This is a genomic window from Leisingera sp. M523 (genome assembly GCF_025141335.1).
In the GTDB taxonomy this organism is placed as follows: Bacteria; Pseudomonadota; Alphaproteobacteria; order Rhodobacterales; family Rhodobacteraceae; genus Leisingera.
Genome location: NZ_CP081036.1, coordinates 2,453,554 through 2,477,802 on the forward strand (window position 1 = coordinate 2,453,554; position 24,249 = coordinate 2,477,802).

Annotated in this window: 28 protein-coding genes, 1 tRNA gene and 1 riboswitch; of the genes, 11 read left to right on the plus strand and 18 right to left on the minus strand. The window is 63.3% G+C overall.

Going from position 1 to position 24,249, the window contains the following annotated elements; translation table 11 throughout:
* Positions 1-55 precede the first annotated feature (55 nt).
* Positions 56-787 (minus strand): AraC family transcriptional regulator, encoded by a 732-nt coding sequence (locus K3557_RS12050; RefSeq protein ID WP_259994114.1) that lies wholly within the window; start codon positions 785-787, stop codon positions 56-58.
* Between the two features lie 103 nt (positions 788-890).
* Between K3557_RS12050 and K3557_RS12055 the strand changes: the two genes are divergently transcribed.
* On the plus strand, positions 891-1,427 hold the full coding sequence (locus K3557_RS12055; RefSeq protein ID WP_259994116.1) for a peroxiredoxin-like family protein: 537 nt from the start codon (positions 891-893) through the stop codon (positions 1,425-1,427).
* Between the two features lie 100 nt (positions 1,428-1,527).
* Complete coding sequence (locus tag K3557_RS12060; RefSeq protein WP_259985955.1) at positions 1,528-1,779, plus strand: WGR domain-containing protein; 252 nt, start codon at positions 1,528-1,530, stop codon at positions 1,777-1,779.
* Positions 1,780-1,792: 13 nt separating this feature from the next.
* Here K3557_RS12060 and K3557_RS12065 read toward each other — a convergent pair whose 3' ends face one another.
* A complete protein-coding gene (locus K3557_RS12065) occupies positions 1,793-2,179 on the minus strand; it encodes a DUF2147 domain-containing protein (RefSeq protein ID WP_259994118.1) in 387 nt (128 codons plus the stop codon).
* A gap of 135 nt (positions 2,180-2,314) precedes the next feature.
* Here K3557_RS12065 and hisA point away from each other — a divergent pair, with 135 nt between their 5' ends.
* Both hisA and K3557_RS12075 read left to right on the plus strand, forming a co-directional pair.
* A complete protein-coding gene (hisA, locus tag K3557_RS12070) occupies positions 2,315-3,037 on the plus strand; it encodes a 1-(5-phosphoribosyl)-5-[(5-phosphoribosylamino)methylideneamino]imidazole-4-carboxamide isomerase (RefSeq protein WP_259994120.1) in 723 nt (240 codons plus the stop codon).
* A 25-nt stretch (positions 3,038-3,062) separates the two neighbouring features.
* Complete coding sequence (locus K3557_RS12075; protein WP_259985961.1) at positions 3,063-3,353, plus strand: hypothetical protein; 291 nt, start codon at positions 3,063-3,065, stop codon at positions 3,351-3,353.
* Between the two features lie 30 nt (positions 3,354-3,383).
* On the opposite strand, the gene K3557_RS12080 is transcribed toward K3557_RS12075, so the two are convergent.
* A complete protein-coding gene (locus tag K3557_RS12080; protein WP_259994122.1) occupies positions 3,384-3,830 on the minus strand; it encodes a DUF302 domain-containing protein in 447 nt (148 codons plus the stop codon).
* Positions 3,831-4,084: 254 nt separating this feature from the next.
* Here K3557_RS12080 and K3557_RS12085 point away from each other — a divergent pair, with 254 nt between their 5' ends.
* The 3 genes from K3557_RS12085 to K3557_RS12095 are packed head-to-tail and all read left to right on the plus strand — an operon-like array spanning position 4,085 to position 5,686.
* On the plus strand, positions 4,085-4,603 hold the full coding sequence (locus K3557_RS12085; RefSeq protein ID WP_259994123.1) for a hypothetical protein: 519 nt from the start codon (positions 4,085-4,087) through the stop codon (positions 4,601-4,603).
* Positions 4,597-5,358, plus strand: coding sequence for an imidazole glycerol phosphate synthase subunit HisF (hisF, locus tag K3557_RS12090; protein WP_259985975.1), 762 nt, complete (start codon positions 4,597-4,599; stop codon positions 5,356-5,358). The genes K3557_RS12085 and hisF overlap by 7 nt, the downstream gene beginning before the upstream one ends.
* Before the next feature lie 10 nt (positions 5,359-5,368).
* Positions 5,369-5,686 carry a phosphoribosyl-ATP diphosphatase gene (locus K3557_RS12095; RefSeq protein ID WP_259994124.1) on the plus strand — a complete coding sequence of 106 codons (318 nt, stop codon included), beginning with the start codon at positions 5,369-5,371 and terminating at the stop codon, positions 5,684-5,686.
* 243 nt (positions 5,687-5,929) lie between these two features.
* Here the strand turns inward: K3557_RS12095 and K3557_RS12100 are convergent, their stop codons facing one another.
* The 3 genes from K3557_RS12100 to rlmB all read right to left on the minus strand — a co-directional run bounded on the left by K3557_RS12100 (position 5,930) and on the right by rlmB (position 7,945).
* Positions 5,930-6,400 (minus strand): CoA-binding protein, encoded by a 471-nt coding sequence (locus K3557_RS12100; RefSeq protein ID WP_259994125.1) that lies wholly within the window; start codon positions 6,398-6,400, stop codon positions 5,930-5,932.
* A 206-nt stretch (positions 6,401-6,606) separates the two neighbouring features.
* Positions 6,607-7,068 carry a YHS domain-containing (seleno)protein gene (locus tag K3557_RS12105; protein ID WP_259994126.1) on the minus strand — a complete coding sequence of 154 codons (462 nt, stop codon included), beginning with the start codon at positions 7,066-7,068 and terminating at the stop codon, positions 6,607-6,609.
* Between the two features lie 100 nt (positions 7,069-7,168).
* Positions 7,169-7,945 carry a 23S rRNA (guanosine(2251)-2'-O)-methyltransferase RlmB gene (gene rlmB, locus K3557_RS12110; RefSeq protein WP_259994127.1) on the minus strand — a complete coding sequence of 259 codons (777 nt, stop codon included), beginning with the start codon at positions 7,943-7,945 and terminating at the stop codon, positions 7,169-7,171.
* Positions 7,946-8,065: 120 nt separating this feature from the next.
* Here rlmB and K3557_RS12115 point away from each other — a divergent pair.
* Positions 8,066-8,149, plus strand: a tRNA-Tyr gene (locus K3557_RS12115).
* Between the two features lie 143 nt (positions 8,150-8,292).
* Here K3557_RS12115 and K3557_RS12120 read toward each other — a convergent pair.
* The 12 genes from K3557_RS12120 to bioB all read right to left on the minus strand — a co-directional run bounded on the left by K3557_RS12120 (position 8,293) and on the right by bioB (position 20,820).
* The gene (locus K3557_RS12120) at positions 8,293-8,811 is read right to left on the minus strand and encodes a DUF2478 domain-containing protein (protein ID WP_259999623.1); all 519 of its coding nucleotides are present in this window, start codon (positions 8,809-8,811) and stop codon (positions 8,293-8,295) included.
* Between the two features lie 62 nt (positions 8,812-8,873).
* Positions 8,874-9,536 carry an NnrU family protein gene (locus tag K3557_RS12125; RefSeq protein ID WP_259994128.1) on the minus strand — a complete coding sequence of 221 codons (663 nt, stop codon included), beginning with the start codon at positions 9,534-9,536 and terminating at the stop codon, positions 8,874-8,876.
* Between the two features lie 122 nt (positions 9,537-9,658).
* Complete coding sequence (locus tag K3557_RS12130) at positions 9,659-11,695, minus strand: proline/glycine betaine ABC transporter permease (protein ID WP_259994129.1); 2,037 nt, start codon at positions 11,693-11,695, stop codon at positions 9,659-9,661.
* Complete coding sequence (locus tag K3557_RS12135) at positions 11,695-12,759, minus strand: glycine betaine/L-proline ABC transporter ATP-binding protein (RefSeq protein WP_259994130.1); 1,065 nt, start codon at positions 12,757-12,759, stop codon at positions 11,695-11,697. The genes K3557_RS12130 and K3557_RS12135 overlap by 1 nt, the downstream gene beginning before the upstream one ends.
* 10 nt (positions 12,760-12,769) lie before the next feature.
* Positions 12,770-13,735 (minus strand): ABC transporter substrate-binding protein, encoded by a 966-nt coding sequence (locus K3557_RS12140; protein ID WP_259986068.1) that lies wholly within the window; start codon positions 13,733-13,735, stop codon positions 12,770-12,772.
* Between the two features lie 396 nt (positions 13,736-14,131).
* Positions 14,132-15,100, minus strand: a complete 969-nt coding sequence (locus K3557_RS12145) for an ABC transporter substrate-binding protein (RefSeq protein WP_259994132.1) — start codon at positions 15,098-15,100, stop codon at positions 14,132-14,134.
* A gap of 183 nt (positions 15,101-15,283) precedes the next feature.
* On the minus strand, positions 15,284-16,075 hold the full coding sequence (bioC, locus tag K3557_RS12150; RefSeq protein ID WP_259994134.1) for a malonyl-ACP O-methyltransferase BioC: 792 nt from the start codon (positions 16,073-16,075) through the stop codon (positions 15,284-15,286).
* Positions 16,072-16,689, minus strand: a complete 618-nt coding sequence (locus K3557_RS12155) for a pimeloyl-ACP methyl esterase BioG family protein (protein ID WP_259994136.1) — start codon at positions 16,687-16,689, stop codon at positions 16,072-16,074. The genes bioC and K3557_RS12155 overlap by 4 nt, the downstream gene beginning before the upstream one ends.
* Positions 16,690-16,692: 3 nt before the next feature.
* The gene (gene bioA / locus K3557_RS12160) at positions 16,693-17,991 is read right to left on the minus strand and encodes an adenosylmethionine--8-amino-7-oxononanoate transaminase (RefSeq protein ID WP_259994138.1); all 1,299 of its coding nucleotides are present in this window, start codon (positions 17,989-17,991) and stop codon (positions 16,693-16,695) included.
* On the minus strand, positions 17,988-18,707 hold the full coding sequence (gene bioD / locus K3557_RS12165) for a dethiobiotin synthase (RefSeq protein WP_259994140.1): 720 nt from the start codon (positions 18,705-18,707) through the stop codon (positions 17,988-17,990). Before bioD ends, bioA begins: the two co-directional genes overlap by 4 nt.
* Complete coding sequence (locus K3557_RS12170; protein WP_259994141.1) at positions 18,704-19,843, minus strand: 8-amino-7-oxononanoate synthase; 1,140 nt, start codon at positions 19,841-19,843, stop codon at positions 18,704-18,706. The genes bioD and K3557_RS12170 overlap by 4 nt, the downstream gene beginning before the upstream one ends.
* On the minus strand, positions 19,843-20,820 hold the full coding sequence (gene bioB, locus K3557_RS12175; RefSeq protein WP_259994143.1) for a biotin synthase BioB: 978 nt from the start codon (positions 20,818-20,820) through the stop codon (positions 19,843-19,845). Before bioB ends, K3557_RS12170 begins: the two co-directional genes overlap by 1 nt.
* Positions 20,821-21,034: 214 nt before the next feature.
* Positions 21,035-21,163: riboswitch (TPP riboswitch) on the plus strand.
* Positions 21,164-21,296: 133 nt separating this feature from the next.
* Between bioB and thiC the strand changes: the two genes are divergently transcribed.
* From thiC to thiS, 3 genes are read left to right on the plus strand one after another with little or no spacing between them, the layout of a single operon-like run.
* Complete coding sequence (thiC, locus tag K3557_RS12180; RefSeq protein WP_259994145.1) at positions 21,297-23,105, plus strand: phosphomethylpyrimidine synthase ThiC; 1,809 nt, start codon at positions 21,297-21,299, stop codon at positions 23,103-23,105.
* Positions 23,102-24,082, plus strand: a complete 981-nt coding sequence (locus K3557_RS12185; RefSeq protein ID WP_259994147.1) for an FAD-dependent oxidoreductase — start codon at positions 23,102-23,104, stop codon at positions 24,080-24,082. Before thiC ends, K3557_RS12185 begins: the two co-directional genes overlap by 4 nt.
* Complete coding sequence (gene thiS / locus K3557_RS12190; protein ID WP_259986089.1) at positions 24,051-24,248, plus strand: sulfur carrier protein ThiS; 198 nt, start codon at positions 24,051-24,053, stop codon at positions 24,246-24,248. The genes K3557_RS12185 and thiS overlap by 32 nt, the downstream gene beginning before the upstream one ends.
* Position 24,249: the final 1 nt, after the last annotated feature.

The following is a 24,249-nucleotide window of genomic DNA, read 5'->3' on the forward strand; positions in this document are numbered from 1 at the left end:
GACGCGCCGTAGCCTTCGGCTTTGAGTACTTAAGCAAAGAAGAAGCTTGGAGCGTTCAGGCCGAAACGGTGCGTAGCGACACCGGCGCGACGCCATAGGCTTTGCGAAAGGCGCGGGTGAAGCCTTCGGGACTGCTGTAGGCATAGCGGCGCGCCACCGCCTCGACCCGGTCGCCGCGGATGAGGTCCTGATGCGCCAGGATCAGCCGCCAGCGGCGCAGATAGCCCATCGGGGTTTCGCCGACTTCTGCCGAAAACAACTCGGCAAAGCGGGACAGCGACAGGCCCGCTTCCTGCGCCAGATCGGCGTTGGCCCAAAGCCTGCCGGGGTGGTCATGCATTGCCACAATTGCCCGGCTGAGACGCGGGTCCGCAAGGCCGGCCAGCAGCCCCGGCTCCGTCGCACCTTTCTGGATCTGGTTGCGCAACAAGCGCACCATCAGCACTTCGCCCAGCCGGTTGACCACCGATTGCGCGCCGCAATGCCGGCCCTCTGCCTCGTCCCGCATCAGACACACCAGCCCCTGTGCTTCGGCATTGCTGCCGATGCCGTAGTCCACCACCGATGGCAGGGCCGCCAGGAACGGGTTACTGTTGCCCGACCAATCCACCCGCGCGGCCCACATGATCGCGCCGGGGTCCGGATCCGCCAGCGGACCGCGCGTGCGATAGAGGATCCGCACCGGCTGCCCCGCCGCATCTGCCAGAGCAATCAGATTGGCCTCGCCAGGCCCGGCGGCCTGCACGGCGAGCTGAAAGCGGTCCATCAAGGTGGTAAGGCGGTCCATATTCCGGTGTTCCAGTCAGATTTTTCGGATTTATGAGATGGTAACCTGCGCGATACACTTGATCAACCACCACTCGCACCACTACTCACGAAGGACCAATGCCATGCTGATCCCCCGCCAGAAGACCCCGGAGCTGACCCTGCCGACGCTGGACCACGGCCCGTTCGACCTGTCTGCGGAGGCCTCCGAACGCGGCACCGTGATCTGCTTTTACCGCGGCCTGCATTGCCCGATCTGCGCCACTTATCTGAAGGAGTTCGAAAAGAAGGTCTCAGCCTTCGCTGAGCGCGGTGTTGATTGCATTGCCATCAGCTCGGACGGTGAGGAGCGCACCCGTGCCATGGCCGACAAGATCGAGGCTAAGGATCTGCGGTTCGGTTACGATCTGCCGCTGTCCGTGGCCAAGGACTGGGGGCTGTATATCTCCACCTCGCGCGGCAAGACCTCGATCGGGATTGAGGAGCCCGCGCTGTTCTCGGAACCCGGCCTGTTCCTAGTGACGCCGGAACAGACGCTGTACTACGGCGCGGTGCAGACCATGCCGTTTGTGCGGCCGCATTTCGCGGAACTGGTGGCGGCGCTGGATTTTGCGATCCCCAACAACTATCCGGCGCGGGGCGAATACACTGGTGAGGTGTAACGCCACCACCAGCCCGTAAAATCGGCTGCGTCCGGCAATGGACAAAGGGTCCGCTTCCATGCATACGGGGCGGACCTTTTTTCGCGCTTCAGGTCCCCCATTGCACATCCGTTTCGAGAAATACGACCACACTGAAGGCAAGCACCGCTATTGCCAGCTGAGCCTGACGCCGACGCTGTTCGGCGACTGGTGTGTTGAGCGTATCTCGGGACCGCTGAATGCGCCGGGCGGGGTGCAGAAGCGGACCTATTTTGCCGCCCAAGGTGAGGCGATGGCGATTTTCGAACGCTTCCGGGACCGGCAGATGAAGCGCGGTTATGCGCCGATCCCGGTGCAGCTGGGGCTTCTGTAGCCCCCAGCCGGGTTTACTTGATCCGGGTCCAGCGCTGTTTTGAGCAGATCAGCCCGCCCGCCACACAGCCGCGCAGGGCAAGGCTGTCCCCGGACATGTCCATCTTGCCGATGTAGATCTTATCATTGGAGGGCCGCCAGACTTTGCCCTCGTAAGAGCCATCGCCGTTCGGCACCATGTCGATTACCAGCGTCTTGCCGATATTCGGGGATTTGTATTCGCCCTCGCTGTTGAAGGTGCGGGCAATCTTGCCGCAGACGGCCGCGCCGCATTTATCCATCTGGATATGCGCATAAGAGCCGTCATCCGCTTGCGTCTTCCAGACGCCCAGAACCGGGTCCGCCGCCGCAGCGCCCGCCAGCCCTATTGCAACGGTCAAGCCTGCCAATAGATGTTTCATTCCATGTCCTCCCTGTTTTTCAGGCAGCCTGTCCCTGATGCGCCGCTTCTGGCAAGGTTGACTTCGGGTCGCGTTGCAATTCAGGCCGGGCTTGTGCAAAACACCGCCAGCTTGATTTCACGAAGGACCGCCCGGATGATCCTCTACCCCGCGATTGACCTCAAAGACGGCCAGGCCGTGCGCCTGCTGCATGGCGAGATGGACAAGACCACCGTGTTCAACGACAACCCCGCCGCCCAGGCGCTGGAGTTTGTCGCGGCGGGTTGCGAGTGGCTGCATCTGGTGGACCTTAATGGCGCCTTTGCCGGTGAGCCGGTGAATGCCGCGCCGGTGGAGGAGATCCTGAAACAGACCAAAGTGCCGGCACAGCTGGGCGGCGGCATCCGCGACATGGCCACCATTGCGCGCTGGATCGACAAGGGCCTGGCGCGGGTCATTCTGGGCACCGTTGCGGTAGAGAACCCGGAGCTGGTGCGCGAGGCGGCGCTGGAATTCCCCGGCAAGGTTGCGGTTGGCATCGACGCCCGCAATGGCCGCGTTGCCACCAAAGGCTGGGCCGAGGAGACCGACGTGATGGTCACCGATCTGGCCAAATCGTTCGAGGACGCAGGCGTTGCCGCCATCATCTACACCGATATTCTGCGCGACGGCGCAATGAAGGGGCCGAATGTGGAGGCCACCGCCGATCTGGCAAATGCGGTCAGCATCCCGGTGATTGCTTCGGGCGGCGTCTCCTCGCTGGACGACCTCAGGGCGCTGAAATCCTGCGGTGCGCCGCTGAACGGTGCCATTTCGGGCCGCGCACTGTATGATGGGGCGATTGATCTGAAAGAGGCGCTGGCGGTTCTGAAAGCCTGACGCGTCAACAGAACCGGGAGGCCAAATGCGCCTGATCCGCCGCATCCTTGCCATTCTGGCGCTGGGACCTATTGCCCTGTGGCTGCTGTGCATTGCCTTTGTAATGCTGCTGGGGTTCGGTTTTGGCTGCGAAATCAACGAAGGGTTTGCCAACCCTTGCGTGGTGCTGGGCCGCGACCTGAGCGAGACCGCCTATTCCATGGGCATCCTTGCCGCATGGGGGCCGCTGATCTTCGGCCCGGTCTCAATGGGGGCCGGGTTTCTATGGGCGATTGCTGTTGCGATTGACCGCCACCGGTCCCGCCCGCGCCAATAAGGCACGGGACGGCCGGTCCGGTTCCTTGGCTTACTGCGCGGCGGCAGCCGTCAGCTTGCCCAGGGCGCCCTGCATCTTGGCGATGAACCCGGCATCCGCAGGAATATCGAGGGTAGAGAGCATCTCAGCCGGATCCTCATAGGTCAGCCAGACCTGGCCGTCCGCATCCTCATAGGCCAGCACCTTGAGCGGCAGAAAGAGCCCCGCGCGCGGGTCCGCCTGCATTGCCGGGGTGCCCAGCTTGGGGTTGCCGAAGATCAACAGCTGCGCGGCCCCCAGTTCCAGCTCTGCCTTCTGCGCGCCTGCAGCGTGGTCGACGCGGGCAAAAACAGTGGCGCCTGCGCCCTCAACCGCTGCCTGCAGCGCGTCGATGGTCTCAGCCACGGGTTTCTGGCTGGGTACTTTCATCAATCCCGCGGCGGCGGGCAATGCGGACATAAGGGCGATGGCTCCGGCAAGGATAAGGGGTTTTGTCATAACGGCTGCTCCGAAAATGTGCGGTGATGGGATGAAAACAAGGCAACAGGCCCTGGCTGGCAATTCACGTCTTCGGCATCGGCAGTTCTTTGCTGCCAGTCTGCGGCCGCACAAGCCGCAACGTGTGATTGCAGCACCAGTCAATTTGAAGCACTAACTCAAAAGCAGCCCGGAGAATTGGTTTCTTCGACCGGATGGCCGGCACGGTAGTGCCGAGAAATTACTTAAAACCAATTTGAAAGAAAGCTTATTCCATGGATGCCGAAAACTTCACGGTGGTCGCACACTTCACGGTTGCTACCCTTCCTCTCCTGATCGGTTTCATTCTTGCAATGCGCGACATAGTCCTTAGGGCGCCCAGCAATGCCACGTTCCCACCGTTTGCAAACCGCTGGACCGGATACTGCGGCGCTTGGATTGTTGTGCTTTTGATCGCCTATTGCTGCGCTTGGATCACCTTTACATATGGCGGCTGTTCAGGAGGTATCAAACACAGCGCCGCGCGGTGCTACCACATTCCCAATGCGGCGGGACAATACGCGTCATTCATAATGTTTTTTGGCTTCATCTACCTGGTCTCGACCCTGATGCCAGCTTTCGTCATTCTTACCGCGACAGAAGCGGCTTACAGGCTGCGTAAAAAACGGGTAACCGGTCCCCGAAACCGCCGCCCTCCCGGACCAAAACGCGCATCCACCGCCATATCTGTTGCGATTCCAGCGTCCATTGCGTACCCACGGGCCAAGCAGTCCGAAAGGCCCGATCCATGCTGAAGACCCGTATCATTCCCTGTCTCGACGTCGCCGACGGGCGCGTGGTCAAGGGTGTCAATTTTGTCGGCCTGCGCGATGCGGGCGACCCGGTGGAATCGGCCAAGGCCTATGATGCGGCCGGCGCGGATGAGATCTGCTTTCTCGATATTCACGCCACCCATGAGAACCGCGGCACCATGTTCGATGTGGTGCGCCGCACCGCCGAGCAGTGCTTTGTGCCGCTGACCGTGGGCGGCGGGGTGCGGACCAAGGATGATGTGCGTGCGCTCTTGCTGGCCGGGGCTGACAAGGTCTCGTTCAACTCGGCTGCCGTGGCCAACCCGGATGTGATTGCCGAGGCCGCGGATCAATTCGGCAGCCAATGCATCGTCTGCGCCATCGACGCCAAGACGGTGGAGCCTGGCCGCTGGGAGATCTTCACCCATGGCGGGCGCAAGGAAACCGGCATCGACGCGGTAGAGTTCGCGCGCACGGTTGTGGCAAAGGGCGCCGGGGAGATCCTGCTGACCTCAATGGACCGGGACGGCACCAAATCGGGTTTTAACCTGCCGCTGACCCGGGCAATTTCCGATGCGGTGGACGTGCCGGTGATTGCCTCGGGCGGCGTCGGCAACCTGGACCACCTGGTGGAAGGCGTGACCAAGGGCGGCGCCTCAGCGGTGCTGGCGGCCTCGATCTTCCACTTCGGGGAATACACCATCCAGGAAGCCAAGAACCACATGGCCGCCGCCGGCATCCCGATGCGGCTGAACTGAGGGGCATGTGATGAGCCTGCTGCACGATCTCGAAACCACCATCCTGTCCCGCAAGGGATCTGACCCTGACAGCAGCTGGACCGCCAGGCTGCTCGCCAAAGGACCGGAGAAATGCGCCGAGAAATTCGGCGAGGAAGCCATTGAGGCCATCATCGAAGCGGTGAAGGGCGACAGCGGCAAGCTCGCCTCGGAAGGCGCCGATGTGCTCTATCATTTCCTGGTGATGCTAGCCGCCCGTGACGTGGCGCTGGACGATGTGCTGCAGGTGCTGGCGGAACGCCAGGGCCTCAGCGGTATCACCGAGAAGGCCAGCCGCCCCAAGGGCTGATCCCAGACTCGGACGGCCCCTTTTGGAGGCGGGTCAAGGGAGGCGCAGCCTCCGCGCGGCAGCGCGGCTTGCCCTTGACGCGCGAAAGAAAAGTACAATCAGAAAGGCCCTGAAGGGCACACCTGCACCTTAAGGGCTTTTCAGCCCTTTCTTCTTGCGCCGCGCAGCGGCGCTACGCCCAACCGTGGAGGCCGTCCAAAGGACGGCCGGAACGGGCGGGAGCGCCTCCGCCCCGCCGCCGCCTCAAAGCTTCGAGGATATGATCCCGGTAGCGAAACCGCCGAAACGCAACTCTCCGAACAGGCGCTGGTATTCGATCTTGGGACAGCGGTTCTGGATCACCGTGACACCGCGCGCTTCGGCCTTTGCGGCGACTTCGGCATGTTCCACCCCGATCTGCATCCAGATGGTCTGCAGCTCGGGGAATGCCTCCAGCGCCTCGTCCGCAATGGGCGGCACCGCCTCTGAGCGGCGGAAGATATCGACCATGTCCACCGGGGCGTCTATATCAGAAAGGCTGGCCCGCACTGTTTCGCCAAACAGCATCTTGCCTGCATGGCCGGGGTTCACCGGAATCACCCGGTATCCCTTGAGACCCAGATAGCGCGCCACGTAATAACTGGGGCGCACCGGGTTCATCGACACGCCGACCACCGCCACAGTTTTGGTCCGCTGCAGGATCGTCTTCAGATGCTCGTCGCTGTATTCTGTCATGCCGCGCACACTAGCTGCGGCGCCCGCTCTCGCAAAGGCGGATTCGCTGCCGGGTGAACAAAAAAGCGCCCGGACGAACCGGGCGCTAGGTATGGAACGAGGGACAGTGAAAAAGATCTGCGGTGGTTCCACTCCGCAGTCCCTATTGAATATGGGCCACAGTCTGGAAAATAAAAGAGCACCTCTCGCAATCGTGAGGTGACAGGTTATTTCCTTAGAACCGCGGGCCAATGCGCGCGGCCATCCGCAATCATCTGCACCGTGTCCGCCTGCCACAGATGGTGGACCCCGCGGTTGTTCAGAAGAAACAATTCGCCGTCCACAATGGCCCAGATCTGCGGATCTCCGTCATGCAATCGCCCCTGCGACATCGCATAGGCGCAGTAGCCGCCAAAGGCTGGCGCATAGGCCCGCGGGTTGGCCTCGAACTGCGCCTGATTGCGGGCTGATGCAAACCGCCACACAACGCCTTTCCACATCACCGCATGGCCGCGCCGTCCGGGTTCTGCCGTGCCATGTTCGAAAAACGCAACCGCATCATACCCCCCGATAGCAACGCCCGCGCGGGAGGAGAAAACAGCAGCATCTGCCCGCACCATATCCGGCAGGGACACAAACATCACCGCAATGGCCATCAGGACCAGACGCAAGGCCACATTGCACTCCATTCACTTCTTGCAACAGACTTTCGACTCTGCCGCACCGCCCTGCTCTTGCAAAGACAGCATACGCAGATGTGATCAGCCTGTGACAGCCGGTGCCGCGGCCCTACCGGGCGATAGAGGCGTAAAGCGCAATGGCCGCTGCGTTGGAGACATTGAGCGAGCCAAAACCGCCCGCGGCGTCAATCTTGACCAGCCCGTCAACCGTTTCCTTGGTCTTCTGGCGCAGGCCAGGCCCTTCGGCGCCCAGAACCAGTGCCACCGGCAGGTGCTTTTTGCCGTCCAGGGCGGTCTCGATGGTGTTCTCCGCCTCGCCGTCCAGGCCCAGCACGACAAAGCCCATGTTCTGCAGCTCGGTGATGGTGTCGGACAGGTTGCGCATCCGCAGATAGGGCTGGCGTTCCAGCGCGCCGCTGGCGGTCTTGGCCAGCGCCCCGGTTTCCGGTGCGGAATGGTGGCGGGTGCCGATTACCGCACTGGCGCCCAGCACCTCGGCCGAGCGCAGGATAGCGCCGACGTTATGCGGATCCGTCACCCGGTCCAGCAGCAGCACCCGCGGCGCCTCGCGGCCGATGCAGTTGTCGGCCAGCCCGCCCCAGTTCAAAGGCTTCACTTCCAGAGCGGCGCCCTGATGCACCGATTGCGCATCGATCGGAGGGTTGAACTTGCGCGGGTCGATCACCTCGGCCTCGACGCCCGAGGCTGCGATGGCGTCAGCCAGTTTCACTTCGGCGTTCATGGTCACCATCAGGCGCAGTTTTTCGCGCTGAGGATTCATCAGCGCATCGCGCACCGCATGCAGCCCGAACAGCCATACGGTTTCTGCCGAGGCAGCCTTTTTGGACTGTTCTTTTGCGACGACCCATTTGGGCTTCTTGGTCATTTTGCTCTCCGGCAGAAAGAATTTTCAAGGCGTGCTGAAAACTTGCGTTTTTCCGGTTGACGCCCCTTTGGCCTGCTTGTAATCACGCCTCCACATCAGGTGCAACATGCAACTGACAGTGGGCGACAGGCCGCAAGGTGTGGCAGGGGACTGTAACTCCCTCGCGGAGACGCACGCCTGGTTCGATTCCAGGGTCGCCCACCATCTTCTCTTCTATTCAGACCGGACGATGGTGGACCAGCTGCAGGCCGGACGGTATGCGCGCCGCCGCTGTGCTGTCCCGAGCAGCAAAAAACCCGCGTGAGTTTCGCGGGCTTTCCGTTTGATTTGAAATGGGAATGCGCCAGTCAGGCGGTTTCAGCAACGGCCTGTTCCGCCCAGCCAACCAGAGCGTCCAGATCCGGCCCCGCCTCCACGGCCATACCGTCGGCAAAGGCCTGGAACGGCTCCACATTCATCTTGTTGACGCCGGAAATCACCGGAATGCCAAGGGCCAGTGCCTCGCCGATGACAGACCGCATGCCGCGCCCGTCGGCCTCGTGCTTGCCGAATTTATTGACGATCATCAGTTGCGGCGCCGGGTCCGATTGCAGCGTGGCAGAGACCAGCCCAACCGCCTGTTCCAGCGCCTCCGGGTTCAGGCGGCAACCGCGGGCACCTGCACCCAGGGATTGCGAAATGCGGATGGTTTCGCCGCCGGGCAAAACCCGGACATCCATGTCGCACAGTTCCTTGTCGTAGCATTCAACATTGGTCTGCGCGATGCCTGCCAGGCGGATGCCCTTGGCCTGCAATTTCTCAGCCAGCTCACTCAGCAGGCGGTCGGTAGCACCGCGTTCTTGGGTCATCACATAGGCCAGGTGCATCGGTCGTTCTCTCCAGTGTCGTCTCAGTTCATAGGTGGTGATGCGGCGGGCGGGGTCAACCCCTACCACGGCAACGGGTGATAGCCGATGACCGGGGTGTGCAGGATCAGCAGGGCCAGGAAAACCGCACCCGCCAGCCCGGCTTCAGCCGCAGAGGGGCGCAGGCGGGCCAGATTCAGCCGCGCGGTGTTGCGGCTGAGACGGGTCCATTCGCCCTGCCCCATCCGGCGCTGTGTGCGCCGGTCGATGATCACCATGCCAGCCCAGGCAAAGCCCGCAAACAAGCCAAACAGGATCACATGCGCCAGATCGCCATTGGCCAGCAGATGCGCCCCGGCCCAGAGCGCCATGGCCGCAAGCAAAGGGTGGCGGCTGACACCCAGAATGCCGGGATTCGCGGGATCAAAGGCCCGCAGGCCCAGCCCGCCAAAGCTGAACGGGTTTTGCCGCATCATGCCCGCAACGGTCAGCAGGCAGGCCAGCGGCATCAGCAGAAGCGGCGTCCAGCGGAAGATGTCCCAATAGGGCAGCACGCCGACATAAGGCGCCCGTGCCGCCGCCACGATCAGCCAGGCCAGAATTGCCAGCGACAGCAGGCTGTAGGCGATGATGTAGCCGCGCAGGCCCAGGCGGCCCACCAGCCAGGGCCGTACCGGCGGGCGTACGGGGATCGCATGGCTGGCCAGAAACAGCATCAGCGCGGCGGTGAATTCAAGCCAGCCCATCGGGGTCTCTCCTGCCTTAGATCAGTCTTGTTTGCAGCTATACGCGGGCGGGCAGTGCAGAACGTTGCCCCAGATCAAAAAAGGGCGCCGCTGGGGCGCCCTTCTCATTTCGCGGCAGAGGCTTACAACCCCAGCGCCTTGCGCCTCTCCTCGGCAAAACCCTGCACCATGCGGTCGGCGATCAAGGCAAGGATCGCCATCGCAGCCCCGGCGGATATGCCAAGCCCCACATCCGCCTGCCCCAGCGCCAGATAGATCGACTGGCCCAGACCGGTCGTGCCGATCAGCGCCGCAATCACCAGCATTGCAAAGGCATAAAGGATGGTCTGATTGAGCCCCAGCAGGATCGACGGCGCGGCATAAGGCGCGCGGATATCCTTGAGCATCTGCCATTTGGTCGCGCCGGAGGCTGTTGCCGCTTCGATCATCTCCTCCGGTGTCGAGACCAGCCCGTGCCGGGTGTAGCGGATCATTGGCACGATGGCATAGGCAATGATCGCCAGGAAGGCCGAGAATTCGCCGATCTGAAACACCATCAGCACCGGGATCAGGAACACAAACAGCGGGATCGTCTGCAGCATGTCGCAGATGGGCCGCACCAGCCGCCAGACACCGGGTGACACCGCCGATACAAGGCCGATCGCGCCGCCCATCACCGCGCAGGCAAAGACCGCAGCGCCCGACAGATACAGCGACAGCAACGCCCGCTCCCACAGGCCGGAGACCAGAATGGTGCCCAGCAGGACAACTGTCATGATCGCCAGCCCGCGCCCGCCTGCAACCCAGGCCAGCGCGCCTGCGCCAATCAGCACAAAGGGCCAGGGCAGTTGCGAAATACCTGTCTCCAGCATGCCGGCGGCAATCAGCAGCATCACGCCCAGCGCCATCTGCCCGCGCAACGCAAAGACCACGCCGGCAGCGGCGCCCACTGCAAACAGCACCGCACTCATCATCGGGGTCCAGGAGAAACCCCAGGTGAAGGGCAGCACCGCCTGGTCCAGCCCGATCCGCAACGGCAGCAGCACGTAGAACAGCACGTTGTTCTTGAACGCTGTCAGCGCATCGGCATTGGCGGTGGTAAAGGACGACAGCCCCCTGTCGACACTGTCCGCCACCGGGTTGAACAGCGCATAAGCGCCGGGCTGCTGAATATGGCCCCAAAACACGGCGCTGGCTGCGGCACCCACAGCCAGAATGCCCCAGGCAATGCGCGGATCGTGTTTGCCGCGCCGCTCTTCGGTCAGGGTGCCGCTCATCCGGTCGATCAGGATGGCAAAGACCACAATCACCGAACCGGCCAGCAGGCTTTGCCCGAACTGCGCCTTGCGCATGGTCAAAAGGACTTCCCAGCCGATATCGTCAAAGCCGCCGATTACCGCGGCGATAATCACCATCGACAGCGCCGCCATCAGGCATTGGTTGACACCGACCATGATCTGCTGCCCGGCCGAGGGGATCTCGCATTGGAACAGCTGCTGCAGCCGGGTGCCGCCGGCCATGATGGCGGCCTCCTTGATTTCCGGTTCCACCCGCTCCAGCCCCAAGAGCACATTGCGCGCCATTGGCGGCGCGGCATAGATGGCCGAGGCGATCAGACCCACAACCGGGCCAAAGCCGAACAGCACCAGCAAGGGGGTGAGATAGGCAAAGGTCGGCACCGTCTGCATGATGTCCAACAGCGCCTGCACCGGCTTGCGGACGCGCGGGTATTCATTGGCAAGAATGCCAATGCCGCCGCCGATTATCAGTGCCAGCGGTACTGAAACAGCAACCAGCGCCAGCGTGTTCATGCTTTCGGGCCAGTACCCCGACGCCAGCACAAACCCGAGACCCACAAGGGCCATCAGCGCCATCCGCATGCCGCCCAAGGTCCAGGCCAGCGCCGTGGTGGCGCAGATGACCAGTGGCCAGGGCGTGCTGCTCAGCACATAATTCGCCGCTTCCATCGGATAGAACATCAGCGCCGAAAAACCACGCGCAGTGGGTTTGATCAGCGCCAGCAGCCACTCCATCGCGGCGCCAACCCAATCAGTTGCGGGCAGCACCCAGGCGGCAGGGAATTTGACCAGCCATGGCAGGCTGCTTTCCAGCAGAAGGCACAGGGCACCCGCCGCCGCCGCGATCAGCGCCGCCATGGATCCTTTTGTCAGCACCGCCATTACCCCTGCTCCACCTGCAGCGCCGCCGCCAGGTCTGCCGGGTTCACGACGCCCACCACGTTGCCCTCGGGTGAGCGCACCGGCACCGGCTCGTACAGCTCCATGCAGCGCGCCAGGGCCGCGTCCAGCGTCATATCCTGGCGCAGGCCGGGATCATCGGCGCCATACGCCAGACCCGCGCCGGCCTCCATCACCGAGGCCACACGGGCGTGCCGGCCCTTGGCCACATCCTTGGAGAACTCACGCACGTAATCATCCGCCGGGCGCAGAACGATATCTGCGGGCGTGCCGATCTGCACAATCCTGCCATCCCGCATGATGGCGATACGATCGGCCAGCTTCAGCGCTTCGTTGATGTCGTGGGTGATGAAAACGATAGTGGTTTTCAGCTTGGCCTGAATTTCCAGGAATTCATCCTGCAGCTGGCGCCGGATCAGCGGGTCAAGCGCCGAGAACGGCTCATCCAGGAACCAGACCGAGCAATCCGCCACCAATGAGCGGGCAATGCCGACGCGCTGGCGCTGGCCGCCGGACAGTTCGCGCGGATAGTGGTTTTCACGGCCGCGCAGGCCGACCAGTTCGATCACCTCTTCCGCTTTGGCCTGCCGTTGCTTTTTCTTCACCCCCTGCACCCGCAAGGGATAAGCAACATTCTCGGCCACTGTCATATGCGGAAACAGGCCGAAATGCTGAAACACCATGCCCAGCTTCTTGCGGCGCAGTTCGATCAGCCGTTTGGGACTGGCCTCGACGATGTTTTCGCCGTCGATGCGGATTTCACCGCCGGTTGGGTGCAGCAGATGCGAGATGCAGCGGATCAGAGTCGATTTGCCGGACCCCGACAGCCCCATGATCACAAACAGCTCGCCCTCCTTGACTTGGAAGGACACATTCTGCACCGCCGGGATCAGCCCCTTGCGGCGTAGCTCTCCGGCAGCGTCATGCGGCGAGTGATGGGTTGCCAGCACCTCTTTCAAGGCGCTGTCTGCGTCATTGCCAAACACCTGCCAGACATTCTGGCAGGTGATGGCCGGCGTGTTCGCGCCAGTTTCAGAGCCACTCACTGGGCGCGGCTCACTTGATGGCAGCGTCGACAACCGGGCGCCATTTGCCCTCGTTTTCGGCCATCCAGGCAGCGACAACTTCTTCGACCTTGCCGCCGTCCACATCGACCGCGCCCATCATCGGTTGCTGGTCTTCCACGGCCAGAGTGTAGTTCGACAGGATCTCATAGGCGGCGGGCCAGGTTTCTTCAGCCCCCGACCAGGCGGCCTTGAAGATGCGCGAGGGCGAGAAGTCGCAGTCGTTCACCGCATTCGGGTTCGGACCCCAGGCCGGGTCCGAGAAACAGGCCTCCTCACCCGCAGGCAGGTCGACGAATTTCACGTCATAAGCCGACATCGCCCAATGCGGCTGCCAAAAGGTGACCAAGAGCGGTGTCTTGCGCTCGGTCGCGGCGCGCAGTTCGACAATCAATGCGGCTTCGGAACCCGCAGGCACGGCCTTGAACGGCAGGTCCAGCCCGGTCATGCGGTCGGCGCCCGGCGTGCCCCAGTCGGCGGGGTAATCCACCAGGCGGCCATTAGGCAGGGTTTCCGCGGTGGCGAACTGCATCGCGCAGTCCTTCAGCGCTTCCCAGGCCGGCAGGCCGGGGCACAGCTCGGCCACATGGGCCGGATAGGCGATGCCTTCGCGCGCGTTCAGCTCCAGATCGCCAAGTTCAACAACAGTGCCCTCTTCGATCTTTTTGGCGTATTCATCCGAGACGTTCGAGGACCAGATTTCCAGCGTCGCGTGAATGTCGCCGTCTGCGATGGCCTGGAACTGGTTCATCATCCCGGCCGAGACAAATTCCACCTCATAGCCCGCGGCCTTCAGCATCCCGGCGGCGATATGGGTGGTCACATGCTGGCCAGTCCACTCATTGACCGCCAGCTTGATCGGTTTGCTGGTATCACCCAGATCGGCGGCCGAAGCAAAGCCCGCAGAAACCGTCATTGTTGCGGCGCCCAGCGCCAGCGCATATCCTTTGAAGTTCATTGTTCTACTCCCTGTCAGTGTTCTTGCGCCGCCGATTGCCCGGCTTGGCGCGTCCTTTTTGGAACCCGGCGGTTCATGGCGTCTGCCTGGCCTTGCGGCTGGTCTTATTCTTGTCAGCAAGCACCCATGGTCCAAGTGTGGCCGGGGATAATGCAAGTATTGGAACATATTACGACTGTTTGTCGAGTGATTGCGGCATAAACTGTGAAAAATTTTGATTGACGATTCAAGTTTCTGTGCAATGGGACAAGTTCCGGAATCACCCTGCCCCGTGCGGCAAACGCCCGCACCCGGCATAGCGCGGCCCGGAGCCCGGCTTCAAGACCTGCCCCGCACACAAAAACAGCGCCCCCGCCTGAGGCGGGAGCGCCGGTATCGAAACCCGGACCTTGCGGGTCAGGACCGGCCTTTGCCAGTGGCTTCCTCGATAACGGGCATCCATTTGGCCCGGTTCACCGCAAGCCAGCCGCGGGCGGCGCCCTGCGGAGTTTCCCCCCGGACATCCACCAGGCCGATCAGCGGCTGCTGGTCCCAGATGCTCAGCTGATAGTTCTTCAGGATCTCATGGGCGGCCGGCCAGCGGTCCTTCAGGCCCGGCCAGCTCGCCTTCATCACGCCGCCGCGGGCAAAATCGCAATCGCCGGTGGCCTTGGGGTTCGGCCCCCAGGAGGGATCGGTGTAACAGGCCGGTTCCGGCTTGGGCAGGCGCACAAACTGCAGCGCGTAGGACGACATCGCCCAATGCGGCGCCCAGAAGGTGGAGATCACCGGGCGTTTTTCCTTGTAGGCTTTCTGAAACTCCTCGATCATCGCCGCCTCGGATTCAGCCGCAACCACGTCAAACGGCAGATCCAGCGCCCGGATCCGGTCCGCCCCGGGCGAGCCCCATGAGTCCGGGTAAGCCAGGTAAATGCCGCGCTTGCCCTTGCCGTCTTTGGAGAAGATGCCCGCACAATCGCGCAGGGCTTCCCAGTTGGGCAGGCCTGGGCACATCTGCGCCACATAAGGCGGGAACACCACGCCGTTGCGGGCATCCAGGCCCAGGTCGCCCAGCTCCTCCACACGGCCTTCATCGCGGGCCGCAAAGTAATCCGCCGGGGTGCTGCTGGTCCAGATTTCCACCATTGCATGCACGTCGCCGCTGGCGATGTCGTCATACATGGTGCCCTGATCGGCTTCGACGTATTCGACGGCATAACCTGCTTCCTCCAGCATGCCGCCGGCGATATAGGTCGACAGATGCTGACCGGTCCAGTTGTTCAGGGACAGCCGGATCGGTGTTCCGCTATCCCCCATGTCAGCGGCTTCGGCGGCCCCCGAAACCGCCAGCGCCGCCAAAGCGGCGGCAAACGCTTTGAATTTCATTGGCGTCACTCCCGTACTGCCAGTATTTCCACGTTCCGCGCCCCCGGGCACGGCTCTGGTTCCGGCATAGCAGGCGGGAGTTGACAAAGATTAACGCACCGCTGGAAGCGGCGGTCTTATGGCAGGGAAAAAATCTAAAACTTGCCTCAAGTGCGGACTGCGCACGCCAGCCGCCCTGACCGGTCAGCCGGTCTTGCGCGCCACCAGCAGGACCGGATCATAGGTCAGCGGCAGTTTGCCGCCACAGCCGAAACGCTGCCGGTAAGCACCTTCAAAGTCCTGCAGCCGCCTGCGGCTCCAGCTTTGCTGGGCGTGGCCGTTGACACCGGTCTGGCGCAGGTGTTTCAGCAGCTCCAGCGCGGTATCGAATTCCAGCACGGCAGGGCACTGTTCGATGGCCAGAATCTCCAGATCTTGCGGCAGCACGGACGGCCACTCCCCGGCATCCAGATAACTGGGCGCCGCGGCGGATGACCCCAGCGCCGCCAGCTCGCGGAACTGGCCCCGGCCAAAGCCGGACAGCGCCAGCCAGCCGCCGGGTTTCAGCCGCGCCGCCAGCCGGGCGGTCAAGGCCGGCAGATCCGGGATCCACTGCACGGTCGAGGCTGAGGCGATCAGGTCCAGCTGCTGCGGCAGCGGCAGGGTCTCAACCGGGCCGGCCTCAAACCGGGACTGCGCCGGGGCTGCGCTGCCCAATGCCTGCAGCACCTGCGCCGCCTCCGGCACCAGGTCATTCAGCAACAGGCTGCCGGCCGTGAACCGCTGCAGCAGGTGCCGGGTCAGATGACCGGTGCCGCAGCCGAATTCCAATACCGCCCCAAACCGGCGGGGCGCGCCCTGCGCTTGCAGCAGCCCTGCAAGCTGCGCCGCAATATCCGCCTGCACAGAGGCGGTGCCGTGATAGCTGTTCAGCCCGCGGCGGAAGCTTTGGCGCACGCGGGTCTGATCCAGCTGAGGCGGCAGCGTATCTTTCACTGGAACAGCTCCTCCCAGTGCGAGAAGCGGCCAAAGGGGGCGTGTGGCGCGTCGATCTGTGTCACGTTCTGCCCCGCCCAGGCGCGTGCCAGATTGGCGGGCGGAAAGATCTTGTCGCCGGAGCTGATCCAGACCTTGTCAAAGCGCATTTGCGGCGCGTCGCCGCGCTGCTCTACCGCCAGCAGCTCAGCCCGGCGCGCCGGCACATCCAGCGCTTCTGCCTCTTGCGGGGCACCGAATACACGGGTCAGAAAGCCTTGGTAGCTTTCCAGGCTCAGCGTTTCCATTGTTCTGCGGAAGACCGCAGGCGGAATACCGGCGCCGCGGTTCACCGGCTGCAGGCTGCCGTTCACCGCCGCCTTGCGCTGGAACGGCTCGGGGCGCTCCTGCTGCCAATGGGCATAAGCCGCCACGCCAAAGGACCAGGCCAAGACGCTGACCCGGCTGTAACCGGACAGATCCGGCGGCTCTGCGTTCAGATCGGTATAATCGCCGGCAAACAGGATGTCCTGCGGACCGTCCAGATGCCAGAACACCTCTGGCCCCACAGCCCAGCCGCCGAAGACCACGATGGCCTCGGCTGCATTGTTCTGTTTGAGCCAGCGGAACTCCATGGCTCAGAGCTCCCGCGCCAGCCGCAGCATGCCTGCGGTGATCTGGCTCAGCTGATCCGGGGACGTGATGAACGGCGGCATGGTATAGATGTTGTTGCCGAAGGGACGCAGGAAGACGCCCATATCATGGGCACGGGCGTGCGCCTCATCTGCGGAGACGGGATGTTTCATCTCGATGACGCCAATGGCGCCCAGAACCCGCACATCCGCCACATTGGGCAGCTCGCGCGCAGGTGCCAGTTCAGACTGCATCTGCTCTGCAATCCCCGAGACAGTTCCGCGCCAGTCCTGCCCGGTCAGCAGATCCAGCGAGGCCTTGGCCGCAGCGCAGGCCAGCGGATTGGCCATATAGGTCGGCCCATGCATGAAGATGCCCGGGTTTCCGCCACCCACACCCTCGGCGACGCGGTCGTTCGTCATGGTGCAGGCAAAGGAGATATGGCCGCCGGTCAGCCCCTTGCCCAAACAGATGATATCCGGTTCCGCGTCGCAGAAACCGGTGGCGAACAGCGCGCCGGTACGGCCAAAGCCGGTGGCGATCTCGTCGAAGATCAGCAGGATACCCAGTTCATCGCACAGCGCACGCGCCTGGTTCAGGTATTCCGGGTGGTAGAAATACATGCCGCCAGTGCCCTGCACCACAGGTTCCAGAATGAAGGCTGCGATCTTCTGCGCGTTGGCTTCCAGCACGGTGCGCAGTTCTCCCAGACCGTTTTGCGCCGGATCGTCACTCCAATCCTCATGGATACGGATGGGCGGGCGGGAGACGAAATGCTGCACGCTCAGCGCGCCCTGGAACAGGTGGTGCATGCCGGTGTCCGGGTCGCAGACGCTCATCGCCTTCCAGGTGTCACCGTGATAGCCGGAGCGGATGGTGGCAAACTCCTTGCGCTCTGGCTGGCCGATGGCGTGCTGGTACTGCACCGCCATTTTCATCGCCACCTCGACCGAGACCGAGCCGCTATCGCAATAGAAAATGCGGGTAAGGCTTTCGGGGGTGATCTCCAGCAGCTTGCGGCCCAGGTCGATGGCCGGGTCGTGGGTCAGCCCGCCGAACATCACATGCGGCAGAGTGTCGAGCTGCTCATGGATGGCCGCTGTGATCGCCGGGTGCCTGTGCCCATGCATCATACACCACCACGACGACATCGCGTCGATCAACCGGGTGCCGTCGTCGAGCGTGATGTGGACGCCTTCGCTTTCCTTGACCACAAAGGTCGGGCCGGGTTTGGCGACATTGGTGTAAGGGTGCCAGAGGTGCTGCTGGTCGAACTCCAGCTGGGTGAGATCTGCCGCGCTCATGCCGACTCTCCTTGGGCCAATGCCTCCCTGATCAGGTCCACATTGATGCTTTCGGCAAAGGTTTCTTTGAGCGCCGTTCTGGTCCGGTCGATAGACCGGGCCGCGCCCGACCCTCCCCCCGGGAGGGCGCTTCGCACCCGCCCAGGCTCGGGCGCGTCCCTCAGATCTTCAATGATGGGGAGCCGCCCCAAATGCGCCACTTTGCCGAACTGGCAAATGGTTTCCTCCACCTCCGGCTCGGCGTCGCCTATGAAGGCCACGCCCACAACCAGACAGCCCGCATCGCGCAGGGCCTTGAGCGACAGGAGAGTGTGGTTGATCGTGCCCAGCTGCGTCCGCGCGCACAGGATCACCGGCACGCCCCAGCGGGCAAACAGGTCAAGATACAGCACCTTGCGGTTCAAGGGCACCATCAGCCCGCCGGCCCCCTCGGCCACCAGCACGCCGTTGGCTTCGGGCAAGTCCAGCGTATCCGGGTCGATCTCCACGCCCTCGGCCTCCGCCGACAGATGCGGCGAGGCAGGGAGTTGCAGCAGATACCCCTCGGGCAGCGCCGGGCGGCCTGACAGGCGTGCGACGGTCTGGCTGTCGGTCTCCTCCTCCAGCCCGGATTGCACCGGTTTCCAATAGGTCGCACCCAGTGCCTGCACCAGACCGGCCGAAAAAATGGTCTTGCCAATGCCGGTGTCGGTTCCTGTGACGATCAGCGCGCTCATGGCCTTGTCTCCATTTCCCGGGCGAGGTCTTCGAACATCCGGGTGACGACCCCTGCCCCCGTGTTCAACGTGATCGACAGCCGCAGCCGCGAGGTGCCGCGCGGCACGGTTGGCGGGCGGATGCCGCGGATGTCATAGCCGTGGCCTTGCATGCGCGCGGCCAGCGCCATGGTGCGCTTGTCCGCGCCGATCACCACCGGCAGGATCTGGCTCTGGTAGCCATCCAGTCCGCACAGGCGTTTGGCCTCTGCTTGCGCATGAGTGATTCCCGTCCAAGCCTGTTCACGGCGGGCCGGGTTCTGCTTCAGCTCCTGCAAAGCCGCCCGCACCAGGGCTGCGTTCAACGGCGACGGAGCCGTCGCAAAGATAAACCCTCGCGCCTTGTTGATCAGTGTCTCGATCAGCACCCGCTGGCCGCAGATCAAAGCGCCTGAGGCGCCCAGCGCCTTGCCGCAGGTGTGCAGGCTCAGGACGTTCGGGCGGTGCGCGATTTCATGCGCCAGCCCGCGGCCCAGATCGCCAAACACGCCTGTGGAATGCGCCTCATCCACCACCAGCACCGCGCCGTCCGCATCACACAGCGCCATCAGCGCATCCAGCGGCGAAAGGTCGCCGTCCATGGAGTAGACCGCCTCAACCGCGATCCAGACCTGTCCGGTGCCACCTGTCGAGCGCCAGTCCGCCAGCACCCGCGAAGCGTCTTCCACGTCGCCATGGGCAAAACTGCGGGTCTCTGCCCGGCCCAACCGCATCCCGTCATGGGTGCTGGCATGGATCAGCGCATCATAGAGCACCAGATCGCCCTGCTGCGGCAGAGTGGAAAAGATTGCTTGATTGGCAGTGAAGCCGCCGCCCATGAACAGCGCCGCCTCGGCGCCGAAAAACGCCGCGGCCTCTGCCTCCAGCAACTGATGTTCAGCGTCATTGCCGCGCAGCAGGCGCGAACCGCCTGCGCCCACCGGAACGCCGCGCGCCAGCGCATCGGCGGCAGCGGCGCGCAGCACATCGCTGCCCGCCAGCCCAAGATAGTCATTGGAGGCAAAGTCATAACCGTCCCGCGGCATCAGCTGCCGGTAGCGCCCGCGATTGCGCAGCGCTTCCAGCGATGTCTCATGCCTCGGGAAGGCGCCCGCCATCAGCGGCTGCCGTCACATCCCACCGCCATGGCGGTGATGCCCAGACGGTCGAACAACTGCTGGTCCTTGTCCTCTTCCGGGTTGTCGGCGGTCAGCAGCGTGTCACCGACAAAGATCGAGTTGGCGCCGGCAAAGAAGCACATCGCCTGCATCTCGTCCGACATATCGGTGCGGCCTGCGGAGAGGCGCACGTGGGATTTCGGCATCAGGATGCGGGCCAGCGCCACCGAGCGGACAAATTCGATCGGGTCCAGCTTTTCGACATTGGCCAGCGGCGTATCGGCAATCGGGATCAGCATGTTCACCGGCACCGAGTCGGGATGCACCTCCAGCGTTGCCAGCGCCAGCATCATGTCGATGCGGTCCAGCTGCTGCTCGCCCATGCCGACAATACCGCCGGAACAGACTTTGATACCCGCCTCGCGCACCCGGTTCAGGGTGTCGATCCGGTCGGCAAAGGTGCGGGTGGTGATGATCTCGGAGTAATACCGCTCGGAGGTGTCGATATTGTGGTTGTAATAATCCAGCCCCGCATCACGCAGGCGGAACACCTGGTCTTCCTCCAGCATGCCGAGGGTCATACAGGTCTCCATGCCGAGATCCTTGACGCCCTGCACCATGGCTTCCAGTGCGGCCATGTCGCGGTCCTTGGGCGAGCGCCAGGCGGCGCCCATGCAATAGCGCGTCGCGCCGCCTTCTTTGGCTTTCCTGGCTTCGGCAATCACCCGCTGCACCTCGATCAGCTTGGAGGCCGACAGCTGCGCACCGTTGCGGGCCGACTGCGAGCAATAGGCGCAATCCTCGGCGCAGCCGCCGGTCTTGATGCTGAGAAGCTTGGATTTCTGCACCTGATTGGGGTCGAAATACTGCCGGTGCACCGTGTGCGCCTGAAACAGCAAGTCCATGAAAGGCTTGTTGTAAATCGCTTCCGCTTCTTCGCGGGTCCAGTCGGTGCGGATGGGTGCAGCGTCCAGCATGCTGTCTCCTGTTCTCGTATACCAGTTGGCCATACGCGGATGGCGTTGCGGGTTTTTATAGATAATTTCACCACCCCCGATCAAGCATCAAAGCTGCGCTGCAGCGATTTGACCCGCATTTACTTCCTTAACGCCAGTATCAACCTGATATTAATGCCAAAAAATAATCTACAAAGATTTCGGTTGACGCGCGCCCTGTGCCTCCCCTACCCCTAAGGCCACGCAGGGGAGTCCCGCCCAAGGGACTGAGAGGCGTCATGGTGCGGGGCAACCCAAACCGGCGGCGCGACCCTTTGAACCTGACCCAGTTGATACTGGCGTAGGAAGCAAGGACGCGCCTTTTGTCCGCTTGTCCCCGCGGGGACAGCCGTTTGAAACAGGCGCATTCCGGTAAAGCAGGCCTCTTTGCCTGCCGGTTTCCCAGCCAAAACTCATCTGGTGTCTTTTCTAAGTTTTCGGCTTTGAGGAGCACCAAAATGAACGTCCCCAACCCCAAGATCACCACAGGCGCCCTGCCCGCGTCGCGCAAGATCTATGTCGCAGGCGAAGTCCACAAGGACATCCGCGTGCCGATGCGCGAAATCGCCACCCACCCCACCGCGGGCGAAGCACCGCTGCCGGTATATGACAGCTCCGGCCCCTACACCGACCCGGATGTTCTGACCGACATCCGTCAGGGCCTGCCGCAGCTGCGCCGTGACTGGATTCTGGCGCGCGGCGACGTTGAGGAATACCAGGGCCGTGATGTGACACCCGCCGACAACGGCTTTGTCGCGGGCGACCGGCTGACGCCCGAATTCCCGGTGAAACCCGCGCCGCTGCGGGCCAAGGACGGCATGGCGGTGACCCAGCTGGCCTATGCCCGCGCCGGGATCATCACGCCAGAGATGGAATTTATCGCCATCCGCGAAAACCAGCTGCGCGAATTGTCCCCCTGCCACCGCGATGGCAACGACTTTGGCGCCAATATCCCCGATTACGTGACGCCGGAGTTTGTCCGCGATGAGATCGCCGCCGGCCGCGCCATCATCCCCGCAAACATCAACCACCCCGAGATCGAGCCGATGATCATCGGGCGCAATTTCCTGGTCAAGATCAACGCCAATATGGGCACCTCTGCCGTCACCTCCTCGATGGAGGAAGAGGTCGACAAGCTGGTCTGGTCGATCCGCTGGGGCGCCGACACGGTGATGGATCTGTCGACGGGCCGCAACATCCACAACACCCGCGAATGGATCATCCGCAACAGCCCCGTGCCGATCGGCACTGTGCCGATGTATCAGGCGCTGGAGAAGGTGAACGGCATCGCCGAAGACCTGACCTGGGAAGTGTTCCGCGACACCCTGATTGAGCAGGCAGAGCAAGGCGTGGATTACTTCACCATCCATGCCGGCGTGCGCCTGCACATGGTGCCGATGACCGTTGAACGGGTGACAGGGATTGTGTCGCGCGGCGGCTCGATCATGGCCAAGTGGTGCCTGCATCACCACAAGGAGAGCTTCCTGTACGAGCATTTCGAGGAAATCTGCGACATCTGCCGCCAGTATGATGTCTCCTTCTCGCTGGGTGACGGGTTGCGCCCCGGCTCCATCGCCGATGCCAATGACGCCGCACAGTTTGCCGAGCTGGAAACCCTGGGTGAGCTGACCAAGATCGCCTGGGCCAAGGACTGCCAGGTGATGATCGAGGGGCCGGGCCATGTCGCCATGCACAAGATCAAGGAAAACATGGACAAGCAGCTGGAGTGCTGCCACGAGGCGCCGTTCTATACGCTGGGGCCGCTGACCACCGACATCGCGCCGGGGTACGACCACATCACATCCGGCATCGGGGCGGCGATGATCGGCTGGTTCGGCTGCGCGATGCTGTGTTACGTGACGCCGAAGGAGCACTTGGGCCTGCCCGACCGCGACGACGTCAAGGTGGGCGTGATCACCTATAAGATCGCGGCCCATGCGGCTGACCTCGCCAAGGGTCTGCCGGGTGCGCAACGCCGCGATGATGCGCTGAGCCGCGCGCGGTTCGAATTCCGCTGGGAAGATCAGTTCAACCTGTCGCTGGACCCGGACACCGCGCGCGAGTTCCACGACCAGACCTTGCCCAAGCAGGCGCATAAGGTGGCGCATTTTTGCTCCATGTGCGGGCCGAAGTTCTGCTCGATGCGGATCAGCCACGACATCCGCGCCGAGGCGCAGAAGGAAGGCATGGAGGCGATGGCCGCCAAGTTCCGCGAAGGCGGCGAGCTGTATGTGCCCGCGCCCGAGAAGGTGGAACCTGCGGAATGATCACCATCGCAGGCGCAGGCCTTGCCGGCCTCGCCTGCGCCTATGAGCTGGCGCAGCGCGGAGCCAAGGTCACGGTCTATGAACGGGGAAAGACCCCCGGAGACAGCAGCGTCGCACGCTTTGCGGGCGGCATGCTGGCACCCTGGTGCGAACGCGAAAGCGCCGAGGAGCAAGTGATAACTCTCGGCAGCCGCGCCTTCGGCTGGTGGGCCAGGGTCACACCGGTGCACAGGCGCGGCACGCTGGTGGTGGCGCCGGCCCGCGACCGGGCAGAGCTTACCCGTTTTGCCCGCCGCACCACAGGCCACCGGGGGGTGGACGGGGCCGAGATCACCGGGCTGGAGCCCGCGCTGGAGGGGCGGTTTTCGCAAGGGCTGTTCTTTGAGGGGGAGGCGCATCTGGATCCGCGCCGCGCCTTACGGGACCTCAGCGCCAAGGTACAGGCGATGGGGGTGGACATCCGCTATGGCACGCCTGCCCCTGCCACTACCCCTGCCGGTGTCACGCTGGATTGCACCGGCATGGCGGCATCCCTGCCCAGCCTGCGCCCTGTGCGCGGCGAGATGGCGATCCTGCATTGCCCGGAGGTGCAGATCGACCGTACCCTGCGGTTGCTGCACCCGCGGATGCCGCTGTATCTGGTGCCCCGCGGGGACGGGCATTTCATGATCGGCGGCACCATGATCGAAAGCTCCTCGGACCGGGCCATCACCCTGCGCTCGCTGAGCGAGTTGCTGAGTGCCGCCTTTACCCTGCACCCCGCATTCGCCGAGGCCAGCGTAGTGGAAACCGGCGCAGGGCTGCGCCCGGCCTATCCCGACAACCTGCCGCGGCTGATCGAACAGGACGGCACGCTCTACCTCAACGGGCTTTACCGCCACGGCTTTCTGCTGGCGCCCGCGATGGCGCAGCAAGCCGCGGACCACCTGCTACCGGAGACCACAGATGAAAATCATCGTGAACGCCAGACCGCATGACGTATCCGCAACCGACCTCCAGTCTGCGCTGCATGAGCTGGGCTTTGCCTGCTCCTCGGTTGCAACCGCGCTGAACGGCCGGTTTGTGGCCCGCAGCAACCGGGAGGACGTACAGCTGACTGAGGGCGACCACCTGGAAGTCCTGGCACCGATGCAAGGAGGCTGAA